This window comes from Blastococcus sp. SYSU DS0973, assembly GCF_054051055.1.
In genome coordinates, this window is the sequence record NZ_JBJHAN010000001.1 from 306,013 (window position 1) to 330,793 (window position 24,781).

The 24,781-nt window shown below is 75.1% G+C and carries 23 protein-coding genes; 2 read left to right on the forward strand and 21 right to left on the reverse strand.

Going from position 1 to position 24,781, the window contains the following annotated elements:
* Positions 1-6 precede the first annotated feature (6 nt).
* The 18 genes from holA to ACI791_RS01625 form a co-directional block, all read right to left on the reverse strand.
* Complete coding sequence (gene holA, locus ACI791_RS01540) at positions 7-921, reverse strand: DNA polymerase III subunit delta (protein ID WP_347060005.1); 915 nt, start codon at positions 919-921, stop codon at positions 7-9.
* Positions 809-3,439: a ComEC/Rec2 family competence protein gene (locus ACI791_RS01545; protein WP_456584424.1), complete on the reverse strand. Its 2,631-nt coding sequence runs from the start codon at positions 3,437-3,439 to the stop codon at positions 809-811. The genes holA and ACI791_RS01545 overlap by 113 nt, the downstream gene beginning before the upstream one ends.
* Positions 3,436-4,311: a ComEA family DNA-binding protein gene (locus ACI791_RS01550; protein WP_456584425.1), complete on the reverse strand. Its 876-nt coding sequence runs from the start codon at positions 4,309-4,311 to the stop codon at positions 3,436-3,438. Before ACI791_RS01550 ends, ACI791_RS01545 begins: the two co-directional genes overlap by 4 nt.
* A 140-nt stretch (positions 4,312-4,451) precedes the next feature.
* Positions 4,452-5,354: a DegV family protein gene (locus ACI791_RS01555; protein ID WP_456584426.1), complete on the reverse strand. Its 903-nt coding sequence runs from the start codon at positions 5,352-5,354 to the stop codon at positions 4,452-4,454.
* A gap of 60 nt (positions 5,355-5,414) precedes the next feature.
* A complete protein-coding gene (locus ACI791_RS01560) occupies positions 5,415-6,164 on the reverse strand; it encodes a histidine phosphatase family protein (RefSeq protein WP_456584427.1) in 750 nt (249 codons plus the stop codon).
* Entirely contained in the window at positions 6,161-6,586 is a 426-nt protein-coding gene (gene rsfS / locus ACI791_RS01565) for a ribosome silencing factor (RefSeq protein WP_456584428.1), read from the reverse strand. The genes ACI791_RS01560 and rsfS overlap by 4 nt, the downstream gene beginning before the upstream one ends.
* Positions 6,583-7,326, reverse strand: a complete 744-nt coding sequence (gene nadD, locus ACI791_RS01570; protein WP_456584429.1) for a nicotinate-nucleotide adenylyltransferase — start codon at positions 7,324-7,326, stop codon at positions 6,583-6,585. Before nadD ends, rsfS begins: the two co-directional genes overlap by 4 nt.
* A 250-nt stretch (positions 7,327-7,576) precedes the next feature.
* The gene (locus ACI791_RS01575) at positions 7,577-9,004 is read right to left on the reverse strand and encodes a vWA domain-containing protein (protein WP_456584430.1); all 1,428 of its coding nucleotides are present in this window, start codon (positions 9,002-9,004) and stop codon (positions 7,577-7,579) included.
* Positions 9,004-9,891 carry an AAA family ATPase gene (locus ACI791_RS01580; protein ID WP_456584431.1) on the reverse strand — a complete coding sequence of 296 codons (888 nt, stop codon included), beginning with the start codon at positions 9,889-9,891 and terminating at the stop codon, positions 9,004-9,006. Before ACI791_RS01580 ends, ACI791_RS01575 begins: the two co-directional genes overlap by 1 nt.
* 23 nt (positions 9,892-9,914) lie before the next feature.
* Positions 9,915-11,183, reverse strand: a complete 1,269-nt coding sequence (locus tag ACI791_RS01585) for a glutamate-5-semialdehyde dehydrogenase (protein ID WP_456584432.1) — start codon at positions 11,181-11,183, stop codon at positions 9,915-9,917.
* Between the two features lie 52 nt (positions 11,184-11,235).
* Positions 11,236-11,718: a peptide deformylase gene (locus ACI791_RS01590; RefSeq protein ID WP_456584433.1), complete on the reverse strand. Its 483-nt coding sequence runs from the start codon at positions 11,716-11,718 to the stop codon at positions 11,236-11,238.
* Between the two features lie 30 nt (positions 11,719-11,748).
* Positions 11,749-12,876 carry a glutamate 5-kinase gene (gene proB / locus ACI791_RS01595; RefSeq protein WP_456584434.1) on the reverse strand — a complete coding sequence of 376 codons (1,128 nt, stop codon included), beginning with the start codon at positions 12,874-12,876 and terminating at the stop codon, positions 11,749-11,751.
* Positions 12,873-14,450 carry a GTPase ObgE gene (gene obgE / locus ACI791_RS01600; RefSeq protein WP_456584435.1) on the reverse strand — a complete coding sequence of 526 codons (1,578 nt, stop codon included), beginning with the start codon at positions 14,448-14,450 and terminating at the stop codon, positions 12,873-12,875. The genes proB and obgE overlap by 4 nt, the downstream gene beginning before the upstream one ends.
* Before the next feature lie 102 nt (positions 14,451-14,552).
* The gene (gene rpmA, locus ACI791_RS01605) at positions 14,553-14,810 is read right to left on the reverse strand and encodes a 50S ribosomal protein L27 (RefSeq protein ID WP_347059992.1); all 258 of its coding nucleotides are present in this window, start codon (positions 14,808-14,810) and stop codon (positions 14,553-14,555) included.
* Positions 14,811-14,817: 7 nt separating this feature from the next.
* Positions 14,818-15,129 carry a 50S ribosomal protein L21 gene (rplU, locus tag ACI791_RS01610; RefSeq protein WP_026855855.1) on the reverse strand — a complete coding sequence of 104 codons (312 nt, stop codon included), beginning with the start codon at positions 15,127-15,129 and terminating at the stop codon, positions 14,818-14,820.
* Between the two features lie 218 nt (positions 15,130-15,347).
* A complete protein-coding gene (locus ACI791_RS01615) occupies positions 15,348-18,557 on the reverse strand; it encodes an Rne/Rng family ribonuclease (protein ID WP_456584436.1) in 3,210 nt (1,069 codons plus the stop codon).
* Between the two features lie 320 nt (positions 18,558-18,877).
* The gene (locus ACI791_RS01620; protein WP_456584437.1) at positions 18,878-19,645 is read right to left on the reverse strand and encodes a TIGR03936 family radical SAM-associated protein; all 768 of its coding nucleotides are present in this window, start codon (positions 19,643-19,645) and stop codon (positions 18,878-18,880) included.
* Entirely contained in the window at positions 19,645-21,567 is a 1,923-nt protein-coding gene (locus ACI791_RS01625; protein WP_456584438.1) for a TIGR03960 family B12-binding radical SAM protein, read from the reverse strand. Before ACI791_RS01625 ends, ACI791_RS01620 begins: the two co-directional genes overlap by 1 nt.
* Positions 21,568-21,728: 161 nt before the next feature.
* Between ACI791_RS01625 and ACI791_RS01630 the strand changes: the two genes are divergently transcribed.
* Together ACI791_RS01630 and ACI791_RS01635 are read left to right on the forward strand one after the other, a co-directional pair.
* Positions 21,729-21,995: a helix-turn-helix transcriptional regulator gene (locus ACI791_RS01630; protein ID WP_347059988.1), complete on the forward strand. Its 267-nt coding sequence runs from the start codon at positions 21,729-21,731 to the stop codon at positions 21,993-21,995.
* Positions 21,992-22,498, forward strand: coding sequence for a hypothetical protein (locus ACI791_RS01635; protein WP_456584439.1), 507 nt, complete (start codon positions 21,992-21,994; stop codon positions 22,496-22,498). The genes ACI791_RS01630 and ACI791_RS01635 overlap by 4 nt, the downstream gene beginning before the upstream one ends.
* A 76-nt stretch (positions 22,499-22,574) precedes the next feature.
* Here ACI791_RS01635 and ndk read toward each other — a convergent pair whose 3' ends face one another.
* From ndk to ACI791_RS01650, 3 genes are read right to left on the reverse strand one after another with little or no spacing between them, the layout of a single operon-like run.
* A complete protein-coding gene (gene ndk, locus ACI791_RS01640; RefSeq protein ID WP_456584440.1) occupies positions 22,575-22,985 on the reverse strand; it encodes a nucleoside-diphosphate kinase in 411 nt (136 codons plus the stop codon).
* Between the two features lie 11 nt (positions 22,986-22,996).
* Positions 22,997-23,404 (reverse strand): DUF4233 domain-containing protein, encoded by a 408-nt coding sequence (locus ACI791_RS01645; protein WP_456584441.1) that lies wholly within the window; start codon positions 23,402-23,404, stop codon positions 22,997-22,999.
* On the reverse strand, positions 23,401-24,759 hold the full coding sequence (locus ACI791_RS01650) for a bifunctional folylpolyglutamate synthase/dihydrofolate synthase (RefSeq protein ID WP_456584442.1): 1,359 nt from the start codon (positions 24,757-24,759) through the stop codon (positions 23,401-23,403). Before ACI791_RS01650 ends, ACI791_RS01645 begins: the two co-directional genes overlap by 4 nt.
* Between the last annotated feature and the right edge of the window lie 22 nt (positions 24,760-24,781).

The following is a 24,781-nucleotide window of genomic DNA, read 5'->3' on the forward strand; positions in this document are numbered from 1 at the left end:
ACCGGGTCAGCGGCCGGGGCGCACCCGGCCGCGGCCCGTCTCGGTGCGGATCGTGACGATCCGCCGGATGGCCCGCTCCAGCGCGTAGTCCGCGCTCGCCGCGACCCCCTTGACGTCGGCGTTGAGGTCGGCGGCCACGCCGAGCGCCAGCTGCAGGCCCTCGATGCTCCAGCCCCGCGCCTGGGCCTGCGCCTTCTTCACCTTCCACGGCGGCATCTTCAGCGTGCGGGCGAGGTCACCCGGGTTGGTCGAGCTCAGCGAGGCCACCCGTGCGGCGGTGCGGACGCCGTCGGCGATCGCGTCGGCGATCAGCACGTGGGCGACCCCGCGCTCCAGCGCCCAGCGCAGCATCTCGATCGAGCCGGCCCGGTCGCCGGTGAGCACCCGCTCCGCGACGGTGAAGCCGGTGACCTCCGCCTGCCCGCGGTGGAAGCGGGCGACGTCGTCGGCGTCGATGCTGCCTCCGAAGTCGGAGACGAGCTGGCTGGCGGCGGCCGACAGGGACCGCAGGTCGGCGCCGATGGCGTCGACCAGCGCGGTGACCGCCTCGGGGGCGATGCGGCCGCCGAGCCGGCGCACCTCGTTGCGCACGAAGGCGATGCGGTCACCGACGGAGCTGACCTTCGGGCACTCGTCGACGGCCGCGCCCGCGGCCTTGAACGACTTGACCAGCGCCTCGTTGCGCTTCCCCCCGGAGTGGACGATCACCAGCGTGAGGTCGGGGTCCGGGTCCTTGGCGTAGGCGGTGAGCGCGTCCGCCAGCGCGCCGGCCGACTCCTGCACCCCGGTGACCACCACCAGCCGGTGCTCACCGAACAGCGACGGCGCCAGCACGTCGGCCAGCTGCCCCAGAGGCAGCCCCAGGGCGGCGAGCTCGTGGACCTCCGCGTCGGGGTGGCGGCCGAGGACGGCGGTGCGCACCGCGCCGACGGCCCGGGACCGGAGCAGCTCCTCCTCGCCGATCACCACGCGCAGGCGAGACGTGGGCTCGACGGCAGCGGCAGGCACTGCTGCATGGTGCCACGCGCCGCCGACCGTTCCGGGTGACCGTCCGGGGCCCCGCGGGCACCGCCGCGGCGGGTGCGTCGGCCGCGCCGGCGGAGACGTCGGCCTGCTTCCCCCGCGCCGCGACGCCCCAGTCCCCCGCCCGGCCCACGACCGCCAGGTCGCCGTCCCGGTCGGTGCGGTACGCCCGCATGCCGGCCTCGGCCAGCCAGCCGAGCAGCCGGGGCGCCGGATGCCCGTAGGTGTTGTCCGCGGCCACCGAGATCAGAGCCGTCCGCGCTCCCGTGGCGGCCAGGAAGACGGCGTCGGCGTCCCCGCTGCCGTGGTGCGGCACCTTGAGCACGTCGGCGCGCAGGTCGACGCCCGCGCGCAGCAGCGCGGCCTCCTCGTCGGCGCCGATGTCGCCGGTGAGCAGCAGCCTCAGGCCCCGCACCGTGGCGCGGACGACCAGTGACAGCCCGTTGGGGTCGGCCGCGGCGGTCGCGCGCCGGGGGTCCGGAGCGAGCACCTCCAGGTCGACGCCGGCCACGGAGCGCCGGTCCCCCGGCACCAGCACCGTCCGCTCCCCGCCGGCACGGCGGAGCAGCGCGTCGACCACCGGTGCGCGGTCGTCGGCCGGCGACAGGGTGCCGGTGGCCACCACCCCCACGGTGCGACCCCCCAGGGCGCCGGCCAGGCCGCCGACGTGGTCGGCGTCCAGGTGCGAGAGCAGCACGAGGGGAAGGTGGTCGATGTCCAGCCGGTCGAGGCACCGGTCGATGAGGGCGACGTCCGGGCCGGCGTCGAGGAGGATCCCCCGCCCCTTCCCCACGGGCAGCACCAGCCCGTCGCCCTGCCCCACGTCGCAGGCGACGAGCACCGCTCCGGCCGGCGGCCAGCCGTCCAGCTGCTGGCGCACCGGCCACCCCACGACCACCAGCCCGACCAGCGCGGCCAGCCCCAGCGGGCGCAGCCGGGGAAACCGCCACAGCGCCCAGAGAGCGCCCAGCAGGAGGCCGGTGAGCAGCGCGGCCCCGAGCGTCCCGGCCGGCCACCCGGCGACCGCGTCGGGTGCCCCCGCCGCGCGCTCGGCGACTCCGACGATCCAGCGCACCGGCCACCCGGCGAGGCCGACGAGGAGGTCACCGAGCCAAGGCGCCGCCAGGACCGCGGGCGCCGCCAGCAGCCCGAGGACGGTGGCCGGCGCCACGGCGGGGGCGGCCAGCAGGTTGGCCGGCACGGACACCAGGCTCACCGTCCCGGTCAGGCCGGCGAGGAGCGGAGCCGTGGCGAGGCCGGCGGCCACGCTCACGGCGACGGCATCGGCCACCAGTGCCGGCCAGCCGTGCCCGCGCAGGCGTCGCGCCCATCCCGGTGCCAGCAGCACGATCGCCGCGGTCGCGACCACCGACAGCGCGAACCCGGGATCGCGCGCCAGCCGGGGCTCGACCAGGAGGAGCACCGTCACCGCTGCCCCGAGGGCCGGCAGCGCCGCCCGTGGCCGTCCGGAGGCGAGCGCGACGAGCGTGATCGCGCCCATCGCGGCGGCCCGCAGCACGCTGGCGCTCGGCCGGGCCAGCACCACGAAGGCGACCAGCGCGAGCAAGGCGATGAGGGCCTGCACCCGCCGGTCGACGGCGCGGCGCCGCAACGGCCGGAGGACGCCGGCGAGCACGATCGCCACGTTGGCTCCGGAGACGGCGGTCAGGTGGGCCAGCCCGGCACGCCGGAACTCCTCCTCCAGGAACGGGTCCATGGCGCGGGTGTCGCCGACCACCAGGCCCGGCAGCAACCCACCGGCGCGCTCGCCGAGCAGCCGGGTCGAGGCGGCGACGAGCGAGTCGCGCAGCGCGCCGGCCGCGCGCTGGCCCGCTCCGGCGGACGCGAGGCGATCCGGTGGGCCGCGCGCCGACAGCACCGCGACCAGATGCCGGCCGGCCTTCGGCAGCGCGAGGCCGGCCCGCACCCTGACCTCCTGGCCGGGGAGCAGCCCGGTCCAGCCCTCGGCCGGCGCGAAGACGAGGACGGCGTCGTCCAGCCGGTGGAGCCCGGCGTCGTCGGCGAACGCGATGACGTCGGCGTCGAGGACAACCCGCGGGGCGCCCGGACCGGCCAGTGCCCGTGGGTCGCTGCGCACGGTCAACGTCACCTCGGCCGCTCCTCCGGTCGTGGCCGCGGCCCGCAGCGGCGAGGCGTCACGGACGGCTCCCCGCGCCGCCGCGACGACGGAGGAGGCCGCGACCCCGGCGAGGACGACCAGCACGACGGCGGCTCTGGCGCTCCGGGCACGCGCGAGCACCGCCGCCGAGCCCAGGGCGGTGACCGCCAGGGCGAGGAGGACCGGAGGTGCGAGGAACGGGGCGGCCAGGCCCACCGCCCAGATCGCCGCGGCGAGCGGCCACAGCCGCAGGTCCAGCCACCGCCACCGGTCGGGCGGCGGATGCGGTGCGCTCACACGCCCACCAGCTCGGCCAGCTCGGCGGCGATGACCGGGCCGATGCCCGGGACGTCCTCGAGCTCCTCGACGCTGCGGAAGCCGTCGATGGTGCTGCGGTGGTCGACGATCCGCTGCGCGAGGACGGGGCCGATGCCGGGCAGCGCGTCGAGTTCGGCCACCCCGGCGGTGTTCAGGTCGATCCGGCCACCGGCGGACCCCCCGACGGGAGCGCCGCCGGCCGGTGCGCCGCCCGATACCGCCCCGGGCACCTCCACGGCGATCTGCTGCCCGTCGGACACCGGGGCGGCCAGGTTCACCGAGGCGGGGTCCGCGTCGGGCAGCAGCCCCCCGGCCGCGGCGACCGCGTCGGCGACCCGCGCCCCGGCGGCCAGCGTCACCAGCCCGGGACGCGCCACCCGCCCCACCACGGAGACCACCACCGCCGACGCCGTCTCGGACGTCTCGGCAGTCGGCCCGGGTGCCGTCGGAGAGGACGCCGGCTCGCCGGGCGACGTGCCCGGCACCTCCGTCGCGGCCGCCGCGGGCTCGACCCGGGGCCGCTCCCACCACGTCCAGCCGACCAGGAGCAGCACCCCCGCCAGCGCGGCCACCCAGACCGCACGCGTGCCCGGGCGGCCGGGATCCCACCGCACCGTCGTGCCGGGTGCCCGGTGCCGGCCCACCCCTCCCGGCCGCTCCGGGCCCTCCCCGGCGTCCACCGGCACGGTGACCCGGTCGTCACCCGGCCACGAGCGCGCGGGCTCGTCCTCGTCCTCGTCCCCGTCCCCGGGCAGCCACCCGCCCGAGGACGCGCGAGGCTCGGCCAGGACGGCCCGCAGACGGGCGCGGATGACGTCGGCGGCGTCGTCGCGGCGAAGAGGAAGGCGCACGCCGGCGACGCTAGGAACGCCTTCTTCCTCGCGGCGACGACCGGCCCGAGCTGTGGATCCCGGCCCGACGTGTGGACGCCGGACGGACCGATCCGCCGCCGCTCACCCACGCTGTGCGGATGCGTGACCCCCGCTGTGGTTCAGCCCGTCCGGTCGTCGTCCCCCTCCGGAACGGCCGCCGGCTCCTCGGGCGCGTCGGGGCCGGCGGAGATCACGACACCGAGCGCCCCCGGGCCGACGTGCGCCCCGATCGCCGCGCCCAGCTCGCTCACGTACAGCTCCCGCAGGCGTGGCACCCGCTCGCGCAGCTCGGTCACCAGCCGGTCCGCCCGGTCCGCGGCGGCGAGGTGGTGCACGGCGAGGGAGACCTCGCACTCCCCGGCGTGGTCGACGACGTGCTGCACCAGCCGGCCCAGCGCACGCGCCGAGGTGCGCACCTTCTCCAGCGGCACCACGCGCCCGTCCACGACGTGCAGCACCGGCTTGACCGCCAGCGCCGAGCCCAGCACGGCGGCCGCCGAGCCGATCCGCCCGCCCCGCCGCAGGTGCTCCAGGGTGTCCACGACGAACAGCGTGCGGGTGCGCGCCGCGGCCTCCCGGGCGATCCGGTCCACCTCGTCGCGGTCCGCTCCCCCGGCGGCCGCCCGGGCCGCCTCGAGGACGGCGAAACCCGTGCCCATCGCCGCGGAGCGGGAGTCGACGACCGAGACGATGTGCTCGCCCACCTGCGACGCGGCGACCCGGGCGGCGTCCCAGGTGCCGGAGAGCTCCGCGGACAGGTGCACCGACACCAGCCGGTCGGCGCCGGCCTCGAGAGCCCCCCGGTAGGCGGCGACGAAGTCGCCCGGTGTGGGGCGGGAGGTGGAGACCCGCTGCCCCCGCGACGACAACGCCTTCGCCACGTCCTCGGAGCTGATGTCCTCGCCCTCGCGCCCGGATCGGCCGGCCAGCACCACGTACAGCGGCACCACGTGGACGCCGTACTCGGCGGCGAGCTCGCGGGGCAGGTAGGCCGTCGAATCGGTGAGGACGGCGACGCGCACCCGGCGAGGCTAGCGGCCTGTGCGGAGCGCGTCCGGACCGGAGCCCCTCGCAGGCCGGCCTCAGCCGACGGCGTCGGCGTCCTGCGCCGGCCCGGCGCCGGCGTCGGTCGAGGCACCCGCCGGGCGATCGGTCCGCAGCCGCTCCGCCGGCGGAACGGCGAGCCCCTCGGGCAGCGGACCGGCCGAGGAGTTGTGCCGCACCAGCCGCCACCGGCCGCTCTGGTGGGCCAGCTCGCTCCAGGCGCAGTTGCCCAGCGGGCCGAACACGCGCCGGTGCTCGGGGCCCAACTCCAGCAGCCGCTCGATCAACCGACCGCTCGTCCCGCCGTGGGTCACCACGACCGCCACCTCGACCGGGGGCACGTCGAGCAGCGCGGCGAGCACCCGCTCGGCGACCGCCGCGGTCTCCTCGCCGCCGCGTCCGCGCACCGGCCCACCGGCCAGCCAGTCGGCGTACTGCTCGGGGAAGCGGTCGGCCACCTCGTCGCGGGTGAGGCCCTCCCAGCTGCCCATGCCGTGCTCGCGCAGCCGGGGGTCCAGCTGCAGCGGCACCCCCAGCCGGGAGGTCAGCTCCCGCGCGGTGTCGGCGGCGCGCACGAGGTCGCTGGACACCACCGCGGTGGACCGCCCCGCCAGGCCGGCCGACGCCACGAGGTGCGGTGCGGCGTGGTGGGCCTGGGCGCGCCCGACGTCGTCCAGCGGCGGGTCCAGTTGCCCCTGGAAGCGTCCCGCCGCGTTCCACGCGGTCCGCCCGTGCCGCCAGACGACCAGTCGGGTCACCGGCAGCTCGGGCAGGGCCGGTGGGGTCACTGACCGGCCGTCTCCGCGACGGACGGCGCGCCCGCCTGGGGAGAGCCCCCGGGGACGGGCGCGGCCGCGTCGGTGAAGGGGATGGTCGGGCAGTCCTTCCAGAGCCGCTCGAGGGCGTAGTAGGCCCGCTCCTCGGCGTGCTGGACGTGCACCACGACGTCGACGAAGTCGAGCAGGACCCAGCGGGCCTCGGCGACGCCCTCGCGGCGCACCGGCTTCACGCCGTGCTCGCGGAGGCGCTCCTCGACCTCGTCGACGATGGCCTGGACCTGGCGCTCGTTGGGAGCGGACGCGAGGACGAACGCGTCGGTGATGGCGAGCCGCTCGCTGACGTCGACGATGGACACGTCGACGGCCAGCTTGTCCGCAGCCGCCTGGGCGGCCAGCAGAGCGGTCTCCCGGGCCTCGGGCGAGGCGGTCATCGGGGCACCTCCTGGAGGTGGGAAGTCGTGGAGTCGGTAGGAGCGCCGTCGCGGGGTGAGGTGTTCCCCGTCCTGGCGGGAGATGGGCGGTCGTAGGTCGGGCGGTCGCCGGTGGGCCGGCCGTCGCCGCCCTCCCCCGTGGCGGGACGTCGCGCGTCCCGGTAGAGACCGCGTTTCTCGATGTACTGCACGACGCCGTCGGGCACGAGGTACCAGACCGGCATCCCCCGGCCCACCCGCGCCCGGCAGTCGCTCGAGCTGATGGCCAGCGCCGGGATCTCGACCAGGCTCACCCCGCCCTCGGGCAGGTGCGAGTCGGCAAGCGTGTACCCCGGACGGGTCACGCCGATGAAGTGCGCCAGCTCGAAGCACCGCGCGCCGTCGCGCCAGGTCATGATCTGGGCCAGTGCATCGGCGCCGGTGATGAAGAACAGCTCCGCGCCGGGCCGCTGGGCCTGCAGATCGGTCAGGGTGTCGAACGTGTAGGTCGGGCCGCCCCGGTCGATGTCCACCCGGCTCACGGAGAACCGCGGGTTCGACGCCGTCGCGATGACCGTCATCAGGTACCGGTCCTCGGCCGGGCTGACCGCCTGGTCGCTCTTCTGCCACGGCTCGCCGGTCGGCACGAACACGACCTCGTCGAGCCCGAACAGCCCCGCGACCTCGCTGGCGGCGACCAGGTGACCGTGGTGGATCGGGTCGAAGGTCCCACCCATCACGCCGACTCGTCGTCCCGCCACCGGCCGAGCGTATCCGCAGGGCAGCCGGACCGGCCCCGGGGAGGACCGGCCCCGGCCCGCGGACCACCCGTCCGGGCCGTCGGGCCGGGCGGTGCGGCCACTGCCACCGGCTCCCCCGTGCCGCCGGTCGCGGGCCGACCGCGCCGCCCGCGGCCGGACGGTGCCGACGGGCCGGCACCGCGGTGACCGACGCCCCCGGGCCGGCTCCGGTCACGTCCGGCCCGCGGATCGCGGGTGCCCGCGGTTCCGATCAGAGCGTCGTGACGAAGTCTGCCAACTGGGCGGCGTTGCGGCACTCGACCATGTCGATGACCTCCCCGTAGCGGTCCGCCGCGGAGTCGCCGCTCCCCCACAGCCGCCGCGGCTCCGGGTTGAGCCAGTGCGCGGACCGGGCCGTGGAGACCAGTCCGGCGAGCACGGGGATGCCCGGCGGCCGGTAGTTGGTCCGCCCGTCGCCGAGCACGAGCAGGGACGTCTTCGGGCCCACCGCCGAAGCCCAGCGGTCGGCGAACACCTCGAACGCGGTGCCGTAGTCGCTGTGCCCGTCGAAGCCGACCACCTGGGCCTCCCGGCCGATGCGCCCGATGGCGTCGGCGACGTCCACCCCGGGCCGGAAGAACCGGGTGACCTCGTCGGTGGAGTCGACGAACGCGAAGGCCCGCACGCCCGTGAAGTGCTCCCGCAGCGCCTGGGTGAGCATGAGGGTGAAGTGGCTGAAGCCGGCCACCGAGCCGCTCACGTCGCAGAGCACGACGAGCTCGGGCTTGTGCACCTTGCGCGGCCGGTGGTGGGTGACCACCGGGACGCCCCCGGTGCCGAGCGAGGCCCGCACGGTCTTGCGGAAGTCCAGCCGGCCCTGGCGGCCCAGCCGCCGGCGGGCGGAGAGGCGGACGGCGAGCCGGCGGGCCAGCGGTGCGACCGCCCGGCGCAGCTCGGCCAGGTCGGCGGCCTGGGCGCGGAGGAAGTCGACCTGGTCGGCCAGCGGGCGCACCGCGTTCTTGGCGATCCGGTCGCGGCCCTTCTCCACCGCCGTCCGCCGTCGCACCTCGGCCTCGACCGCGGCGCGGAAGGCCGCCAGCCGGTCGCGGACGGTCTGCCGGGCCACCTGCTCGGCCAGCCCGCCGCGGCCGGCGTCGCCGAGCAGCCCGGCGAGCAGCTGTGCCACGAGCGTGTCCGGCGAGAGCGCCCGCATGACCCGGTAGCTGAAGTACGACTGCCCCGACGGGGTCGGCTGCCCCTGCCCCAGCTGGTCGACGGCGTCGCGGGCGAACCGGCGCAGCGCCTCGGGATCGCCTTCCTGCAGGAGCTCGAGCAGCTCGGCGCGCATCAGCTCGGCGAGCGCGGCGTCGTCGGGGACGTCGAGGGTGGACTGCCCGGGCTCCCCCGGGTCGTCGCCGTCCTCGGGATCGGTGGCCGGGCGGTCCCCCAGCGGCCACCACAGGTCGAACAGGACGTCGTAGGCATCGCGCTGGGCCGCCCGCTGGAGCAGCACGGCCGCCAGGCCGTGGCGCAGCTGCTCGCGGTCGAGCAGGTCGACGACGGTGAGGATCTCCGCGGCGTCGATCGCCTGGCTGATGCCCACCGGGATGCCGGCCTCGCGGACCGCCCGGACGAAGCCGTCCAGGTGCCCGGCGAGCCCGCCGGACCGCGTCCGGGTCCCCTGCGGAGCAGCGTCCATCAGTTCAGCCGCAGCTCGGCCGCGGCCCGGGTCTGGTCGCTGGCGTGCTTGAGCACCACCCCGAGCGTCGAGGCCATCGCCGGCTCGTCGAGGGTGTCCAGGCCCAGCTCGAGCAGCGTCTGGGCCCAGTCGAGGGTCTCGGAGATCGACGGCGACTTCTTCAGCTCGAGCCCGCGCAGCGCCCGTACCGTGCGCACCAGCTGGTCGGCCAGCCCGGGGGCGAGGTCGGGCACGCGCGAGAGCACGATCTCCCGCTCCCGTTCGGCGGTCGGGTAGTCCAGCGCCAGGTACAGGCAGCGCCGCTTCAGGGCTTCGGACAGCTCGCGGGTGGCGTTGGAGGTGAGCACGACGATCGGCCGGCGGGTCGCGGTGATCGTGCCGAGCTCGGGAATGGTCACCTGGAAGTCGCTCAGCACCTCCAGCAGCAGCCCCTCGACCTCGACGTCGGCCTTGTCGGTCTCGTCGACGAGCAGCACGGTGGGCTCGGTCCGGCGGATGGCGGTCAGCAGCGGCCGGGAGAGCAGGAACTCCTCGCCGAAGATGTCGTCGTGGACGGTGTTCCAGTCCGCCCCGTCGCCGGCCTGCGAGGCCTGGATGCGCAGCAGCTGCTTCTTGTAGTTCCACTCGTAGAGCGCGCGGGCCTCGTCCAGGCCCTCGTAGCACTGCAGCCGGATGAGCTCCGACCCGGTGGCCGCCGACAGCGCCTTGGCCAGCTCGGTCTTGCCGGTGCCCGCGGGGCCCTCGACCAGCAGCGGCTTGCCCAGCCGGTCGGCGAGGAAGACCGTCGTCGCGATCTGCGCGTCGGGCAGGTAGCCCGCGGTCGACAGCCGCTTGCTGACGTCCGCGACCGACGAGAAATTGGGCGTCTGCGACGGCGGGCGGGACATGCGGCTCCTCGGAGGGGAACGGGTCAGCGCGTGTGGCCGGACCCCGTGACGACGTAGGTGGTGGAGGTCAGCTCCGGCAGACCGAGCGGGCCCCGGGCGTGCAGCTTCTGGGTGGAGATGCCGATCTCGGCGCCGAAGCCGAACTCGCCGCCGTCGGTGAACCGGGTGGAGGCGTTGACCAGCACGGCGGCGGCATCGACCCCGGCGGTGAAGTCGGCGATGGCGCGCGCCGAGTCGGCCACGATCGCCTCGGTGTGGCCGGTGCTCCACCGCGCGATGTGCTCGAGGGCCTGCGGCAGGTCGTCGACGATCCGGACGGCCATGTCCATCGACAGGTATTCGGTCGCCCAGTCCTCGTCCGTGGCCGGCACGACGGCCTCGACACCGGACCGCGCGGCGGCGCTGACCGTCTCCTGGTCCCCGTGCAGGGTGACGCCGGCGCCGGCCAGCGCCGCCAGCAGCCGCGGCAGGAACGGCACGTCGCGGTGGACCAGCAGCGTCTCGGCGGAGTTGCAGACGCTCACCCGGTGGGTCTTGGAGTTGAGCACGACCGCCTCGGCTACGGCTGCGTCCGCGGAGGCGTCGACGTAGACGTGGCAGTTGCCCTCGCCGGTCTCGATGACCGGGACGCGGGACTCGCGCACGACCCGCTGGATGAGCGAGGCGCCGCCGCGCGGGATCACCACGTCGACGTGCCCGCGGGCGCTCAGCAGCTCCCCCACCGACGCACGGTCGGCCGGCAGCAGCTCGACGAACCCCGCGGGCAGCCCGGCCTTCTCTCCGGCCTCGGTGAGGACGGCGATCAGCGCGGTGTTGGTCCGGTAGGCCGACGCGGAGCCGCGCAGCAGCGCCGCGTTGCCGCTCTTGAGGCAGAGCCCCGCCGCGTCGACGGTGACGTTGGGCCGGGCCTCGTAGACGATGCCGACGACGCCGAGGGGCACGCGTACCTGCTTGAGCTCCAGGCCGTTGGGCAACCGGGAGCCGCGGACGACGTCACCCACCGGGTCGGGCAGCGCGACCAGCTGGCGGAGCGCATCGGCCACGCCGGCCACCCGGGCGGCGTCCAGGCGCAGCCGGTCGAGGATCGCCTCCGGGGTGCCGTCGGCCCGCGCGGCGTCCACGTCGCCGACGTTCGCGGTCAGGATCTCCTCGGTCCGTTCCACCAGCGCGTCGGCCAGCGCGGCCAGCGCGGCGTCCTTGGTGTCGGTGGGGAGGGTGCGCAGCACCCGGGCGGCCGACCGCGCGCGCAGCGCGGCGGCACCGATCAGCGGCAGGCCGGAGACGTCGGACACGTCCGCGAGGGTACGCGGAGCCCGCGGTGGAGGATGGAGCCCGGCCGCGGGCTCAGCGGTCGCGCAGCGCCCGCAGGGCCGACTTCCGGGCGTCGCCGGTGAGCCGGTCGAGGAACACCTTGCCGTCGAGGTGGTCGACCTCGTGCTGCAGGCAGCGGGCCATCAGCCCCTCCCCCTCCAGCCGGAGGGGCTCGCCGTGGACGTCGAAGCCCTCGGCGACGCAGCGCATCGCGCGGACGGTGGGCGCCCAGATGCCCGGCACGGACAGGCAGCCCTCGTCGCCGTCCTGGAGCTCCTCGGACCGCTCCACGATCACCGGGTTCACCATGTGCCCGATGACGCCGTCGATGTTGTAGGAGAAGGCACGGACGCCGACGCCGATCTGCGGTGCGGCGACCCCTGCCCGGCCGGGGTGGTCGACGGTGTCCTCGAGGTCGCGGATCAGCGCGGCCAGCCAGCCGTCGAAGGCCCGGACCGGGTCGGAGGGGGTGCGCAGCACGGGATCACCGAGCTCGCGGATGGGGCGGATCGTCACCCGGCCAGTCTCTCAGCCGGGTGACAGCGCTCAGCGCAGGCGTCCGACCAGCACCATCTCGTCGCGGTGCACCACCTCGCGGCGGTGCTCGGGCGGGAGGTCGCCGGTCTTGCGCCCGAGGAGGGCCGGCATCTCGCGGGCGTCGTAGGCCACCAGCCCACGGGCGACGACGACGCCGTCCGGGCCGACCAGCTCGACGGGGTCGTCGGCGAGGAACTCCCCCGCGGTCCCGGTGATGCCGGCGGCCAGCAGCGAGGCGTGCCGCTCCCGGACCGCCGTGACCGCGCCGTCGTCGAGGATCAGCCGGCCGCGCGGGCGGCTGGCGTAGCGCAGCCAGAACTGGCGGGCGCTGGGCCGCTTGCCCATCGGCGCGAAGAGCGTGCCCACGCGGCCGCCGGCCAGCGCCTCGGCGGCCTGGGGCGTGGAGGTGACGACGACGGGCACGCCGGCGTGCGCGGCGATGAACGCGGCCTCGACCTTGGTGGCCATGCCCCCGGTGCCGACGCCGTTGCGGCTGGCCGACCCGAGGGTGACCGCCGCGAGGTCGCCGGGGTCGCGCACGGTGTCCACCAGTTGCGCCGGCCCGGTGCGCGGGTCGCCGTCGTAGACGCCGTCGACGTCGGAGAGCAGCACCAGGGCCGACGCCTGCGCGACGTGGGCGACCAGCGCCGCCAGCCGGTCGTTGTCGCCGAACCGGATCTCCTCGGTGGCGACCGTGTCGTTCTCGTTCACGATCGGCAGCACGCCCAGCGTCAGCAGCCGCTCGACCGTCCGGTGCGCGTTGCGGTAGTGGCTGCGGCGCGTGAGGTCGTCGGCGGTGAGCAGCACCTGGCCGACGGTGATGCCGTGCCGGGCGAAGGCGTCGGCGTAGGTCTGCACCAGGCGGAGCTGGCCGACGCTGGCCGCCGCCTGGGCGGTCGCCAGGTCGCGTGGGCGCCCGTCGAGCCCGAGCGGCGCCAGGCCGGCGGCGATCGCCCCCGAGGAGACGAGCACGACCTCCCGCCCCGACGCGCGGACGGCGGCGAGCACGTCGACCAGCGCGGTGAGCCGGTCGACGTCCAGGCCGCCGGGGAGGGTGGTCAGCGACGAGGAGCCGACCTTGACCACGACCCGCCCGGCCCCGGCGATCTCGGGACGGGCAGCCGCCCCGGCCGTCACCGCGGGCCGTCCGTGCGCTCGCCGGCGAGGGCCTCGTCCTCCGGGTCCTGGTCGTCCCCGGGAACGTCGTCGTCCGGCTCGTCGTCGTCCGGGACCGACAGGTCCTCGAGGTCCTCGTCGGTCCAGCCGCCGTCGGTGACCTCGAACGGCACCCGGCGGGCCCGCTTGGCGGCCAGCCGCTCGGAGGCGCCCACCCGCTCGTTGCTCTCCAGCCGGTTGTCGGTGCCGCGTCCGCCGAGCCCGGCGGACTCCTCGGCGGTGAGCGTGCCGGCGGGCAGCGTCGGAGCCCAGTCGAAGGTGACGTCGCCGATCGTGACGGCGTCGCCCTCGCGGGCCCCGGCCTTCGCCAGCTCCTCCTCCACGCCGAGGCGGTTGAGCCGGTCGGCGAGGAAGCCCACGGCCTCGTCGTTGGAGAAGTCCGTCTGGCGCACCCAGCGCTCGGGCTTGACGCCCCGGACGACGTAGCCGTCGCCGTCCGGATCCGGCGCGACGGTGAAGCCGGTGTCGTCGACCGCGCGCGGGGTCAGCGTCACCCGGACCGGCTCCGGCGCCGGCAGTGACGCGCGGTGCTCCTCGACGGCGGCGGCCAGCGCGTACCCGAAGGCGGCCAGCCCCTCCCCCGTCGCGGCGCTCACCGCGAACACCCGCAGCCCGCGCTCCTCCAGTGAGGCGCGCACCAGGTCGACCAGCTCCCGGCCGTCGGGCACGTCGATCTTGTTGAGCACGGCGATCCGCAGGCGCCCGACCAGGTCGAGCTCGTCGCCGCCGTACTCGGCGAGCTCGTGCTCGAGGGCCTCGATGTCGCTCTCGGGGTCGCGGCCGGGCTCCATCGTCGCCATGTCGACGACGTGCACCAGCACGGCGCACCGCTCGACGTGGCGGAGGAACTGCAGACCGAGGCCCTTGCCGGTGGACGCGCCGGGGATCAGCCCGGGGACGTCGGCCATCGTGTAGACCGTGTCGCCCGAGCGGATCACGCCGAGGTTGGGGACCAGCGTGGTGAACGGGTAGTCGGCGATCTTCGGCCGGGCCGCTGACATCGCGGCGATGAGCGAGGACTTGCCGGCCGACGGGAAGCCGACCAGGCCGACGTCGGCGACGCTCTTGAGCTCGATGACGGCGTCGAACGCCTCGCCCGGCTCGCCGAGGAGGGCGAACCCGGGGGCCTTCCGGCGGGCGTTGGCCAGGGCGGCGTTGCCGAGCCCGCCCTTGCCGCCGTGGGCGAGCACCACGCGGGTGCCTGCGCCGACGAGGTCGGCGATCACCCGGCCGTCGGGGGTACTGACCACGGTGCCGGCGGGCACGCGGAGGATCTTGTCCTCGCCCCTGGCCCCGTGTCGGTTGCTGCCGGCGCCCGGGCGTCCGTTGGCCGCCTTCTGGTGCGGGCGGTGGTGGAAGTCGAGCAGCGTGTGCACGCTGGGGTCGACCTCGAGGACGACGTCGCCGCCGTCCCCGCCGTTGCCCCCGTCGGGGCCACCGAGCGGCTTGAACTTCTCGCGGTGCACCGAGGACACGCCGTGCCCGCCGTTACCGGCGGCGACGTGGATGGTGACGCGATCGACGAATGCGGCCATGTTCTCCGAGCGGACGGATCCGCGTCGACTCCTACCTGCTGAAGCGCCACGAGCGCACGGGCCGATGGCCCGTGCGCTCGTGAGCGGAACTGCTACGAGTGGTTACGCCTCGACGGCGGTGATGGAGATCGTCTTGCGTCCCCGCCGCGTACCGAAGGTGACCGAGCCCGGCGCGAGTGCGAACAGCGTGTCGTCGCCGCCGCGGCCGACACCGAGGCCCGGGTGGAAGTGGGTCCCGCGCTGGCGGACGATGATCTCGCCGGCCTTCACGACCTGGCCACCGAAGCGCTTGACGCCGAGGCGCTGTGCGTTCGAGTCGCGGCCGTTGCGGGAGGACGAGGCGCCCTTCTTGTGTGCCATGTCGGCGTCAGCCCTTCGAGATGTCGCGGACCACGACGCTGGTCAGGGGCTGACGGTGCCCCTGCCGCTTGTGGTAGCCGGTCTTGTTCTTGAACTTGTGGATGTGGATCTTCGGACCCTTGCCGTGCTCGACGATCTCGCCGGTCACGGTCACCTTCGCCAGGGCCGCTGCGTCGCTGGTGACGGTGTCGCCGTCGACCAGCAGGATGGCCGGGAGGGCGACGGTGTCGCCCGCCGCACCCTGCAGGCGGTTGATCGTGAACGTGTCGCCCACGGCCACCTTGTGCTGGCTGCCACCGGCCTTCACCACTGCGTACACCACTGACTCCTCGTTCGCTTCTTCACGTCAAGCTCTGTGTCCGGCGCGCACGACCGGAGCGGGCGCCGGGTGCTTGGACGAGCTGCCCACGCCCTCCCGGCGGCGCCCGGAGGCACCTGCGCGGTGGCGCAGCAACCCGTCCAGCGTACCCGAGGACCGTCGACGGGTCGACGTGCCCCCGGGCACCCCTCCCCGTCCGGCGGAGAGGGGGTCGATCCTCAGGCGGGCGGACCCGCCGGCCGGCTGGCGGCCCGGCGGCGACGCGGCCGGGTGGTCGCCGCGGGCGGCTCCCCGTTCCCGGCCGACTGCTCCGCGGGCTGCTGACCGTCGGCCTCGGCACCGGCGGCGTGCGCCACCCCACCGGGGACGACGCCGGCCGTGGCCGAGGTGGTCGGCGTCGCGTCCTGCTCGGGCGCCTCGACCGCGGCCACCTCACCGGCCGGCAGCACGTCGTCGGCCTCGACCTCCGCCGTCGGCATGGGGACCGGCGCGGTCCCGGGCAGCGGCTCGACCGTCCGCACCGGCGGGTCGACCCGCTGCGCGGGCGTGGGCTCGACGTCCTGCGGTTCGGCATCCCCGGACCCGGCGGCCGCCTCCGGAGCGGCTGGGACGGCCTCCACCGTCTCGGCCGAGCCGTCGGCCACGGGCTCCCCCGCGGGAGCGCCCTCGTCGCCGGCGCGGGCGCCGGCGAGCACGGCGGCGTCCTCGGCCGCGCGCTCCTCCCCGGACTGCCCGCGGTTCCGGCGGCCACGGCTGCGGCGTCCCCCGCTGCGCGAACCCTCGGCGGGCTGACCGTCACCGGCGGGCGCGCCGGCCACGGCCGGCTGGGGCACCTCCTCGGCCGGTGCGTCCTCGGCGGGGACGTCCTTGGCGGGGACGTCCTTGGCGGGGACGTCCTTGCCGCCGCCGCCGCCGTTGCCGCGGTTGCGCCCGTTGCCGGCGTCCTTCGCGGCCCCGGCCTCCTTGGCAGCGTCCTTGCCCCCCGAGGGAGCGTTGCCGCCCGAGCCGCCCCCGCCCCGGCGCTTCTCGTCCACCGGGTCGAGGTGCACCAGGATGCCGCGGCCCCGGCAGTGCTCGCAGGACTCGGAGAAGACCTCCAGCAGGCCCTGACCGACCCGCTTGCGGGTCATCTGCACCAGGCCCAGCGAGGTCACCTCGGCGACCTGGTGCTTGGTGCGGTCACGGCCCAGGCACTCGGTGAGCCGGCGCAGCACCAGGTCGCGGTTGCTCTCGAGCACCATGTCGATGAAGTCGATGACGATGATGCCGCCGATGTCGCGCAGCCGGAGCTGGCGGACGATCTCCTCGGCCGCCTCCATGTTGTTGCGCGTGACCGTCTGCTCGAGGTTGCCGCCCGAGCCGGTGAACTTCCCGGTGTTCACGTCGACCACGGTCATGGCCTCGGTCCGGTCGATCACCAGCGAGCCGCCCGACGGCAGCCACACCTTGCGGTCCAGCGCCTTGGTCAGCTGCTCGTCGATCCGCAGGTCGTGGAAGACGTCACCCTGGCCGGTGTAGCGGGTCAGCCGCTCGCTCAGCTCCGGGGAGACGTGCGCGACGTAGGCCTCGACGGTGTCCCACGCGTCGTCGCCCTGGACCACGAGCTCCTTGAAGTCCTCGTTGAAGACGTCCCGGATGACCCGGATGGCCAGGTCGGGCTCGCCGTAGAGCAGCGTCGGCGCGTTCGACGTCGACTCCGACTTCTGCTTGATGACGTCCCACTGCGCCTTGAGCCGGTTGACGTCGCGGGTGAGCTCCTCCTCCGAAGCGCCCTCCGCGGCGGTCCGGATGATCACGCCGGCGTCCTCGGGGACGATCCGCTTGAGGATGTCCTTGAGCCGCTGCCGCTCGGTGTCGGGGAGCTTGCGGCTGATGCCGGTCATCGAGCCACCGGGCACGTAGACCAGGAAGCGACCGGGCAGGTTGATCTGCTGGGTCAGCCGGGCGCCCTTGTGGCCGATCGGGTCCTTGGTGACCTGCACCAGGATCTTGTCGCCGGACTTGAACGCCTGCTCGATGGAGCGCTGCTTGCCCGAGAGGCCGGCGGCGTCCCAGTTGACCTCGCCGGCGTAGACGACGGCGTTGCGCCCCTTGCCGATGTCGACGAACGCCGCCTCCATGCTGGGCAGCACGTTCTGCACCCGGCCGAGGTAGACGTTGCCGGCGAACGACGTGGCCGAGGCCTGGGTGACGTAGTGCTCGACGAGGACGTCGTCCTCGAGGACGGCGATCTGCGTCCGCTCGCCCCGCTGGCGGATGACCATCTTCCGGTCGACGGCCTCGCGGCGGGCGAGGAACTCGGACTCGGTGAGGATCGGCGTGCGGCGCCGGCCGGTGTCGCGGCCGTCCCGGCGGCGCTGGCGCTTGGCCTCCAGCCGGGTCGAGCCGGCGATGCCTCGGACGTCGTCGTCGCTGGTGCTGCGGCCGTTGCGGCCGGCCCGCTCGGGGCGGTCGTCGTCGTCGGTGTCGTCGGAGGCGTCCTCGCTCCCGGATCCACCGCTGCGGCGGCGGCGACGCCGGCGACGCCGGGTGCCCGACCCGGTCGAGCCCTCGTCCTCGTTCTCCTCGTCGTCGCTGTCGACCGGCTCCCCGGGAGTGTCGGTCTCCTCGTCGTCGTCGTCGCTGTCGGCGCCCGACCGCTCGGGAGCGTCCTCGTCGTCGGCGTCGCCGGAGTCCTCACCGCTGCGGCCTCGACCACGCCCCCGGCGGCCGCGACGGCGTCGGCGGCTGGCCGACGAGCCGCTGTCGTCGCGGTCCTCGCCGGAGTCGTCGCGCTCGTCGGCGTCCTCGGGCTGCTCGTCCTCGACGGCCTCGATCTCGACGGGCTCGGGCTGCTCCTCCGCCGGACGGCGGCGGGAGCGGCCGCGGCGGGAGCGGGGCGCCTCCTCGGCGCTGTCGTTCCGGTCGCTGTCCGCGCTCCGGTCCTCGACCACCTGGGGGTCCGGCGACTCCGCCGGGCGGCGGCTGCGCCGGCGCGGCGCCGGGGGCGCGTCCACCGGCGGCGCCATGAAGCTGACGAAGGCGGGGACCGGTGCCGCGGGCGCGGGGGGAACGGCCTCGACCGAGCCGGGGTCGGCCGCGCCGGCCGGCCGGGTGGCCCGGCGGCGGGGGCGGGCGACGACGGCGGTCGGCTCCGGGGAGCTGAACTGCGCCCCGAACGGGGAGTGCGCGGGCTCGTCGGGCTCGTGCCCCTCGGGGTCGGGCTCCGGCGCGGGGGGTCCGGCCTGGGCCTCGGCGGCCGGCTCGGCGTCGTCGGCCGGCTCCTCGGCGCCCTCGGCCGGCTGCTCGGTGCCCTCTGCGGGCGCTCCCTCGTCGGGGGTCGCCGGCACGCCGGTCGCCTCCGCCTCGGCGGGCTGCGGTGTGCCCGGCGGGACCTCGGTCCCCTGGGTCTCGTCGTGCTCGGTGGTCGGGTGGTCGGTGTCAGCCACGAGGGCTCTCGCCTCCTCATGCGCTCCCGGGCGCCATGTGCTGGCGGCCGCGCAGGAGCACGGGGTTGGGGCGGGGCGGGCCGCCGCGCTGGGTACGGCGGACTGGCTCGCCCTGCGAAGTCTGTGGACGGCTCCCGCGCGACGGTTGCCGCGGCGGGGAGCCGGACTGCTGTGGTGCCCGCCCCCGGTGACGCCGGGTGCGGTGGAGCGGGTGGTGCGGTGGTCTGCGTCGTCCGGGCCGGGGTGACCTGGAGCGGGTGCGTCACGTCTGGCAGCCGTGTCGCTGCGACGGCGCGCGGGCCCCGGGGGGGCTCCGTCGGTCAGACCGCTGCGTGCTCTCCCGGTACGGGAGCGCGCGCCGCGCGGTCGGGTCCGAGCGGATCGGCCACGGTCCCGGTGTCGTCGAGCCGGCCCTGCGCCTCACGCACGGCCCGTGGGGGCAACGGCGGGCGCAGGTCGGCGACGGCAGCCAGGGCGGCCAACACGTCGTCGGGTCGTACAGCGGGCGTCACCTGCCGGACGACCACGTGCAGTATGGCACAACCTGCCTCTTCGGCAGCCGACGCGCCGGCCACGGCGGGGCGGGCGTCGATGTCCTTGAGCCCGTTCTTGGTGCGCTTGGCGACGGTCACGACGTCGCTGGCGAGGAACTTCTCCACGGCCGGCTGCAGCTCGGCGAGGGCCACGCCGGGCAGCTCGACGCGCCAGACGGAGGTGTCGATGCGGTCGGCCAGGGAGCCGGTCCCCTCCTGCGCCTCCACGACCTCGAGGACGGCGACGTCGGGCGGCAGGGCGGTGTCCAGCGCGACCCGCACCGCCTCGGGGTCGCAGTGGATCGCGACCCCGATCTCCAGGTACTCCGCCTCGCTGGCCGCCCCGGTGGGCGCGGCACCGATGTAGGAGATCTTCGGGTGCGGGCTGAACCCGGCCGAGAACGCCATGGGCACCTGCGCCCGGCGCAGCGCCCGCTCCAGGGCCCGCGCGAGGTCGCGGTGGGACGCGAAGCGCAGCCGGCCCCGCTTGGCATAGCGGATGCGCAGCTTCTGCACGGTGGGCGGCGGGGGCGGGCCCTCGGGCTGGCGGGCCATCAGACGACGGTGAGCGGGAGCAGGCTGCGGCCGGTGGGGCCGATCTGGATCTCGGTGCCCATGGTCGGGCACACCCCGCAGTCGTAGCAGGGCGTCCACCGGCAGTCGGCGACCTCCTCCTCGGAGAGGGCCTCCTGCCAGTCTTCCCAGAGCCACTCCTTGTCCAGCCCGGAGTCCAGGTGGTCCCAGGGCAGGATCTCGTGCTCGGTGCGCTCGCGGGTGGTGAACCAGTCCAGGTCGACCCCGAACGCGGCCAGCTCCTCGGCGGCCGCCTGCGTCCACCGCTCGTAGGAGAAGTGCTCGCTCCAGCCGTCGAACTTCCCACCCTCGCGCCACACGCGCTCGATGACCCGGCCGACGCGGCGGTCACCGCGGGACAGCAGCCCCTCGATGACGCCCGGCTTGCCGTCGTGGTAGCGCAGCCCGATGGAGCGGCCGATGCGGCGGTCGGCGTTGATCGCCTGGCGCAGCACCCGGAGGCGGTGGTCGATCGTCTCGGCACTGGCCTGACCCGCCCACTGGAACGGGGTGTGCGGCTTGGGCACGAAGCCACCGATGGAGACGGTGCAGCGGATGTCCTTGCGGCCGCTGGCCTCGCGGCCGGCCCGGATGACCTCGACCGCGAGCTCGGCGATCTCCAGGACGTCCTCGTCGGTCTCCGTCGGCAGACCGCACATGAAGTAGAGCTTCACCTGCGTCCAGCCGTTGGCGTACGCCGTGGTCACCGTGCGGACGAGGTCCTCCTTGGACACCGTCTTGTTGATCACCCGGCGGATCCGCTCGCTGCCGCCCTCCGGGGCGAAGGTCAGGCCGCTGCGCCGCCCGTTGCGGGACAGCTCGTTGGCCAGCGTGACGTTGAAGGCGTCGACGCGGGTCGACGGCAGGCTCAGGCCGGTGTTGGTGCCCTCGTAGCGGTCGGCGAGCTCCTTGGCCAGCTGGCCGATCTCGGAGTGGTCGGCGCTGGACAGCGAGAGCAGCCCGACCTCTTCGTAGCCGGTCGCCTTGAGGCCGGCGTCGACCATCGAGCCGATGCCGGTGATGGTCCGCTCGCGCACCGGGCGGGTGATCATGCCGGCCTGGCAGAAACGGCAGCCCCGGGTGCAGCCGCGGAAGATCTCCACGCTCATCCGCTCGTGCACGCTCTCGGCGAGCGGGACCAGCGGCTGCTTCGGGTAGGGCCACTCGTCGAGGTCCATGACGGTGCGCTTGCCGACCTTCGCCGGAACGTCGTCGCGGGTGCGGGTGACCGCGGCGATCGCGCCGTCGGCACCGTAGGAGACGGCGTAGAACCGGGGCACGTAGACGCCGTCGACGCGGGCGAGGCGGGCCAGCAGCTCCACGCGCCCACCGGGTCGGCCCTGGGCCTTCCACGCCTTGACGACGTCGGTGATGTCGCCGACGACCTGCTCGCCGTCGCCGAGCACGGCGCAGTCGACGAAGTCGCTGACCGGCTCGGGGTTGAACGCGGCGTGCCCGCCGGCGACGACGACCGGATGGGTCTCGTCCCGGTCGACGGCGTGCAGCGGGACACCGGCGAGATCGAGGGCCTCGAGCAGGTTGGTGTAGCCCAGCTCCGTGGCGAAGCTGACGCCGAGCAGGTCGAAGTCGCGCACGGCCCGGTGGCCGTCGACGGTGAACTGGCCGACGCCGTGCTCGCGCATGAGCGCGGCGAGGTCGGGCCAGACGGCGTAGGTGCGCTCGGCCAGGGCGTCGGGGCGCTCGTTGAGCACCTCGTACAGGATCATCAGGCCCTGGTTGGGCAGGCCCACCTCGTAGGCGTCGGGGTACATGAGCGCCCAGTGCACGTCCGCGGACTCCCACGGCTTCACCTGGGCGTTGAGCTCACCCCCGACGTACTGGATCGGCTTCTGGATCTGGGCCAGCAGCGGTTCGAGGCGGGGGTACAGAGTCTCACCAGTCATGACCGGTCCAGGGTAGCCGCCCCCGCGACCGCCCCATGGTGATCAGGCGGCTGATCGATCTGGATCCTGGCTCAGCCCCGCCGGTGAGCCAGCACCACGCCAGGTGAGCCGGGACGTCGACGGACTCGGCGCTGCATAGCTTTAATGCTACGGTTCGTCGTGTGGGACGACAGCCGAAGTCCGAGGCGGACAGGGTGCACGACCGCATCGCCGTGCTCCGCGCCGACCGCGGCGTCAGCCGGAAAGAGCTCGCCGAGGCCGTCGGGGTCCACCCCCAGACGATCGGCTACGTGGAGCGCGGTGAGTACAGCCCGTCGTTGGCCCTGGCCCTGCGCATCGCCCGCTTCTTCGACCTGCCCGTCGAAGCGGTGTTCTCGCTCGACCCGCTGCCTTCGCTCAGCGAGGAGCTCCTCAGGAGGACGTCATGAGCATCTCTCCCGACCAGACGTACCTGGCCCGCACCTTGGACGACCGGCGGTGGGCCTGGGCACGCACCCGACGCGTGCGCCGTCGCGCGGTCCTCGCGCAGGTGGCGCTCATCGTCCTGCTCGTCATGGCCACGCTGGCCAGCGCCACGACGAGAGAGGGCTGGACGACGTGGTTCTTCGGCGCCTGGACGGCGGGGATGCTCGGGTTCATCCCGCTGCACTCGGTGCTCAACGCGGGGATCCGCGGCGTCTTCGACCGCAGCAGCCGGTCGCTCGACGAGCACCAGCAGCGGTTGCGTGACCACTCCTTCGTGACGGTGGCCTGGCCGGCGACGGCGCTGCACTTCGCCGCCTGGACCGGCGCGGTCACGATCGTCGCGCTGAGCGGCCACGTCCCCCTGGCGCTCTGCTTCGGGTTCCTGCTGTGGCTCACCGCCGGGCTGCTCGCCTACTGGCACCTGGCATGGACCGTCCCGGACGAGCCGGTCGACGCCGACCTCTGAGGAACGCCCTCTCGCCCCCACCACTCGCCCGCCCGTGGCGGGGCCCCCGCGAGGGGCCGCCACGGGCAGAGGACCGCTAGCCGAGACCGGGGAAGAAGAGCTCCACCTCGCGCGCGGCCGACTCCGGCGAGTCGGAGCCGTGCACGATGTTGTTCTGCACCTCGAGGGCGAAGTCGCCGCGGATGGTGCCGGGGCCGGCCTTCACCGGGTCGGTGGCGCCGGCCAGGGCGCGGAACGCCTCGATGGCGCGGGGCCCCTCGACGACCAGGGCCATCAGCGGGCCGCTGGTGATGAACTGCACGAGGTCGGCGAAGAACGGCCGCTCGCGGTGCTCGGCGTAGTGGGTCTCGGCGACCTCGGCGGGCAGGGTGCGCAGCTCGGCGGCCACCAGGCGCAGGCCCTTGCGCTCGAGCCGGGTGATCACCTCGCCGACCAGGCCGCGGGAGACGCCGTCGGGCTTGACGAGGACGAGAGTGCGTTCGGTCACGGGCCGGGAGCCTACGGGGTGGCCGCCGGGTCGCCGTCGCCGTCGGTCCGGTCCGGCGCCGTCACGGGTCCGAAGGCGCTGCCCAGCAGCTGCTTGCGGACCTGCAGCAGATAGGCCCAGATGAGCAGGAAGGCGCCCCCCACGAACCACATGGCGCTGGTGAACAGCCCGGTGAGCAGCAGGGGCACCTGCAGCACGGTCCCGATGAGCAGGCCCCGCTCCCGGCGCTGGATCCCGCTGGCCAGGATCAGGACCAGGGAGAGGACCAGCAGGACCGCCAGCCGGCCGCCGCCCAGCCCCGCCTCGGTCTGGGCGATGCCGCGGGGCACGAACAGGACCGCGATGCCCTCCAGCACCAGGATCCCGGCCGCGGCCCCGCCCAGCGCCCGCGCCGCGCGCGCCGGGTCGGGAGCGGTCACCGCGAACCCCGACGCGACAGCAGGGTGCGGGCCTCGCCCGCGGTGATCACACTGCCGGTGACGAGCACGCCCGAGCCGCCGAGGGCATCGTCCGGACCCGCCTCGGCCAGCTCGATCGCCTCCGTGATCGCCTCGTCCAGCCGGGGTGAGACGCTCACCCGGTCGGCGCCGAAGACGTCGACGGCGAGCGCACCCAGCTCGTCGGCGGGCATCGCCCGCGGCGAGCCGTTCTGGGTGACGACGAGCTCCGCGCAGACCTGCTCCAGCTCGGCGAGCATCCCTCCGACGTCCTTGCCGTGGACGACGCCGACCACCCCGACCAGGCGGGTGAAGTCGAAGGACTCGCGCAGCGCCGCCACGGTTGCGCTCATGCCGGCCGGGTTGTGCGCGGCGTCCACGAGCACCGCCGGGCTGGTGCGCACCCGCTCGAGCCGGCCCGGCGAGCGGACGGCGGCGAACGCGGCGCGGACGGTGTCCTGCTCGATCGGCCCGGTGGCCGAGCCCGCGCCGAGGAACGCCTCGACCGCGGCCAGCGCCGTCACGGCGTTCTGCGCCTGGTGGGCACCGAACAGCGGGAGGAAGACCTCCTGGTACTCACCGCCCAGGCCCTGCAGACGGACCTGCTGACCGCCGACGGCGACCGTCCGCTCCAGCACGCCGAACTCGGTGCCCTCGCGGGCGACGACGGCGTCGGCCTCCACGGCCCGGCGGACCAGCGCGTCCAGCGCGGCCGGCTCCTGGTGGGCGAGCACTGCGATCGCGTCGCCCTTGATGATCCCGGCCTTCTCGCCGGCGATCGTGCCGACGTCGGGGCCGAGGTACTCGGCGTGGTCCAGCGCCACCGGTGTCACGACGGCGACCCGCGCGTCGGCGACGTTGGTCGCGTCCCAGGTGCCGCCCATCCCGACCTCGATCACCGCGACGTCGACCGGCGCGTCGGCGAACAGCGCGTAGGCCATGCCGACCATGACCTCGAAGAAGCTCATCGGGATCTCGCCGGCGGCGTCGACCATCTGCACGTAGGGCGCGATGTCGTCGTAGGTCTCGACGAAGCGCTCGGCGGTGACCGGCTCGCCGTCGAGCACGATCCGCTCCCGGATCGACTGCAGGTGCGGGCTGGTGAACCGGCCGACGCGCAGGCCGAAACCGCGCAGCAGCTCGTCGATCATCCGCGCCGTCGTCGTCTTGCCGTTCGTGCCCGCCACCTGGATGACCGGCATCGCCCGGTGCGGCGACCCGAGCAGGTCGACCAGCGCGCTGATGCGGGTGAGCGAGGGCTCCAGGCGGCTCTCCGGCCAGCGGGCCAGCAGCTCGTTCTCGACCCGGGCCATGCCACCGGTGCTGCCGTTGCTCATCCTGCTCAGGATGCCAGCCGCG

Bases quoted from the DNA above. Each gene is read 5' to 3' on its own strand.
- ACI791_RS01625 (WP_456584438.1), bottom strand. From the start codon at position 21,567: ATGACTGGTGAGACTCTGTACCCCCGCCTCGAACCGCTGCTGGCCCAG.
- ACI791_RS01635 (WP_456584439.1), top strand. From the start codon at position 21,992: ATGAGCATCTCTCCCGACCAGACGTACCTGGCCCGCACCTTGGACGAC.
- ACI791_RS01620 (WP_456584437.1), bottom strand. From the start codon at position 19,645: ATGGCCCGCCAGCCCGAGGGCCCGCCCCCGCCGCCCACCGTGCAGAAG.
- rsfS (WP_456584428.1), bottom strand. From the start codon at position 6,586: ATGACCGCCTCGCCCGAGGCCCGGGAGACCGCTCTGCTGGCCGCCCAG.
- obgE (WP_456584435.1), bottom strand. From the start codon at position 14,450: ATGGCCGCATTCGTCGATCGCGTCACCATCCACGTCGCCGCCGGTAAC.
- ACI791_RS01575 (WP_456584430.1), bottom strand. From the start codon at position 9,004: ATGGACGCTGCTCCGCAGGGGACCCGGACGCGGTCCGGCGGGCTCGCC.
- rpmA (WP_347059992.1), bottom strand. From the start codon at position 14,810: ATGGCACACAAGAAGGGCGCCTCGTCCTCCCGCAACGGCCGCGACTCG.
- ACI791_RS01650 (WP_456584442.1), bottom strand. From the start codon at position 24,759: ATGAGCAACGGCAGCACCGGTGGCATGGCCCGGGTCGAGAACGAGCTG.
- ACI791_RS01580 (WP_456584431.1), bottom strand. From the start codon at position 9,891: ATGTCCCGCCCGCCGTCGCAGACGCCCAATTTCTCGTCGGTCGCGGAC.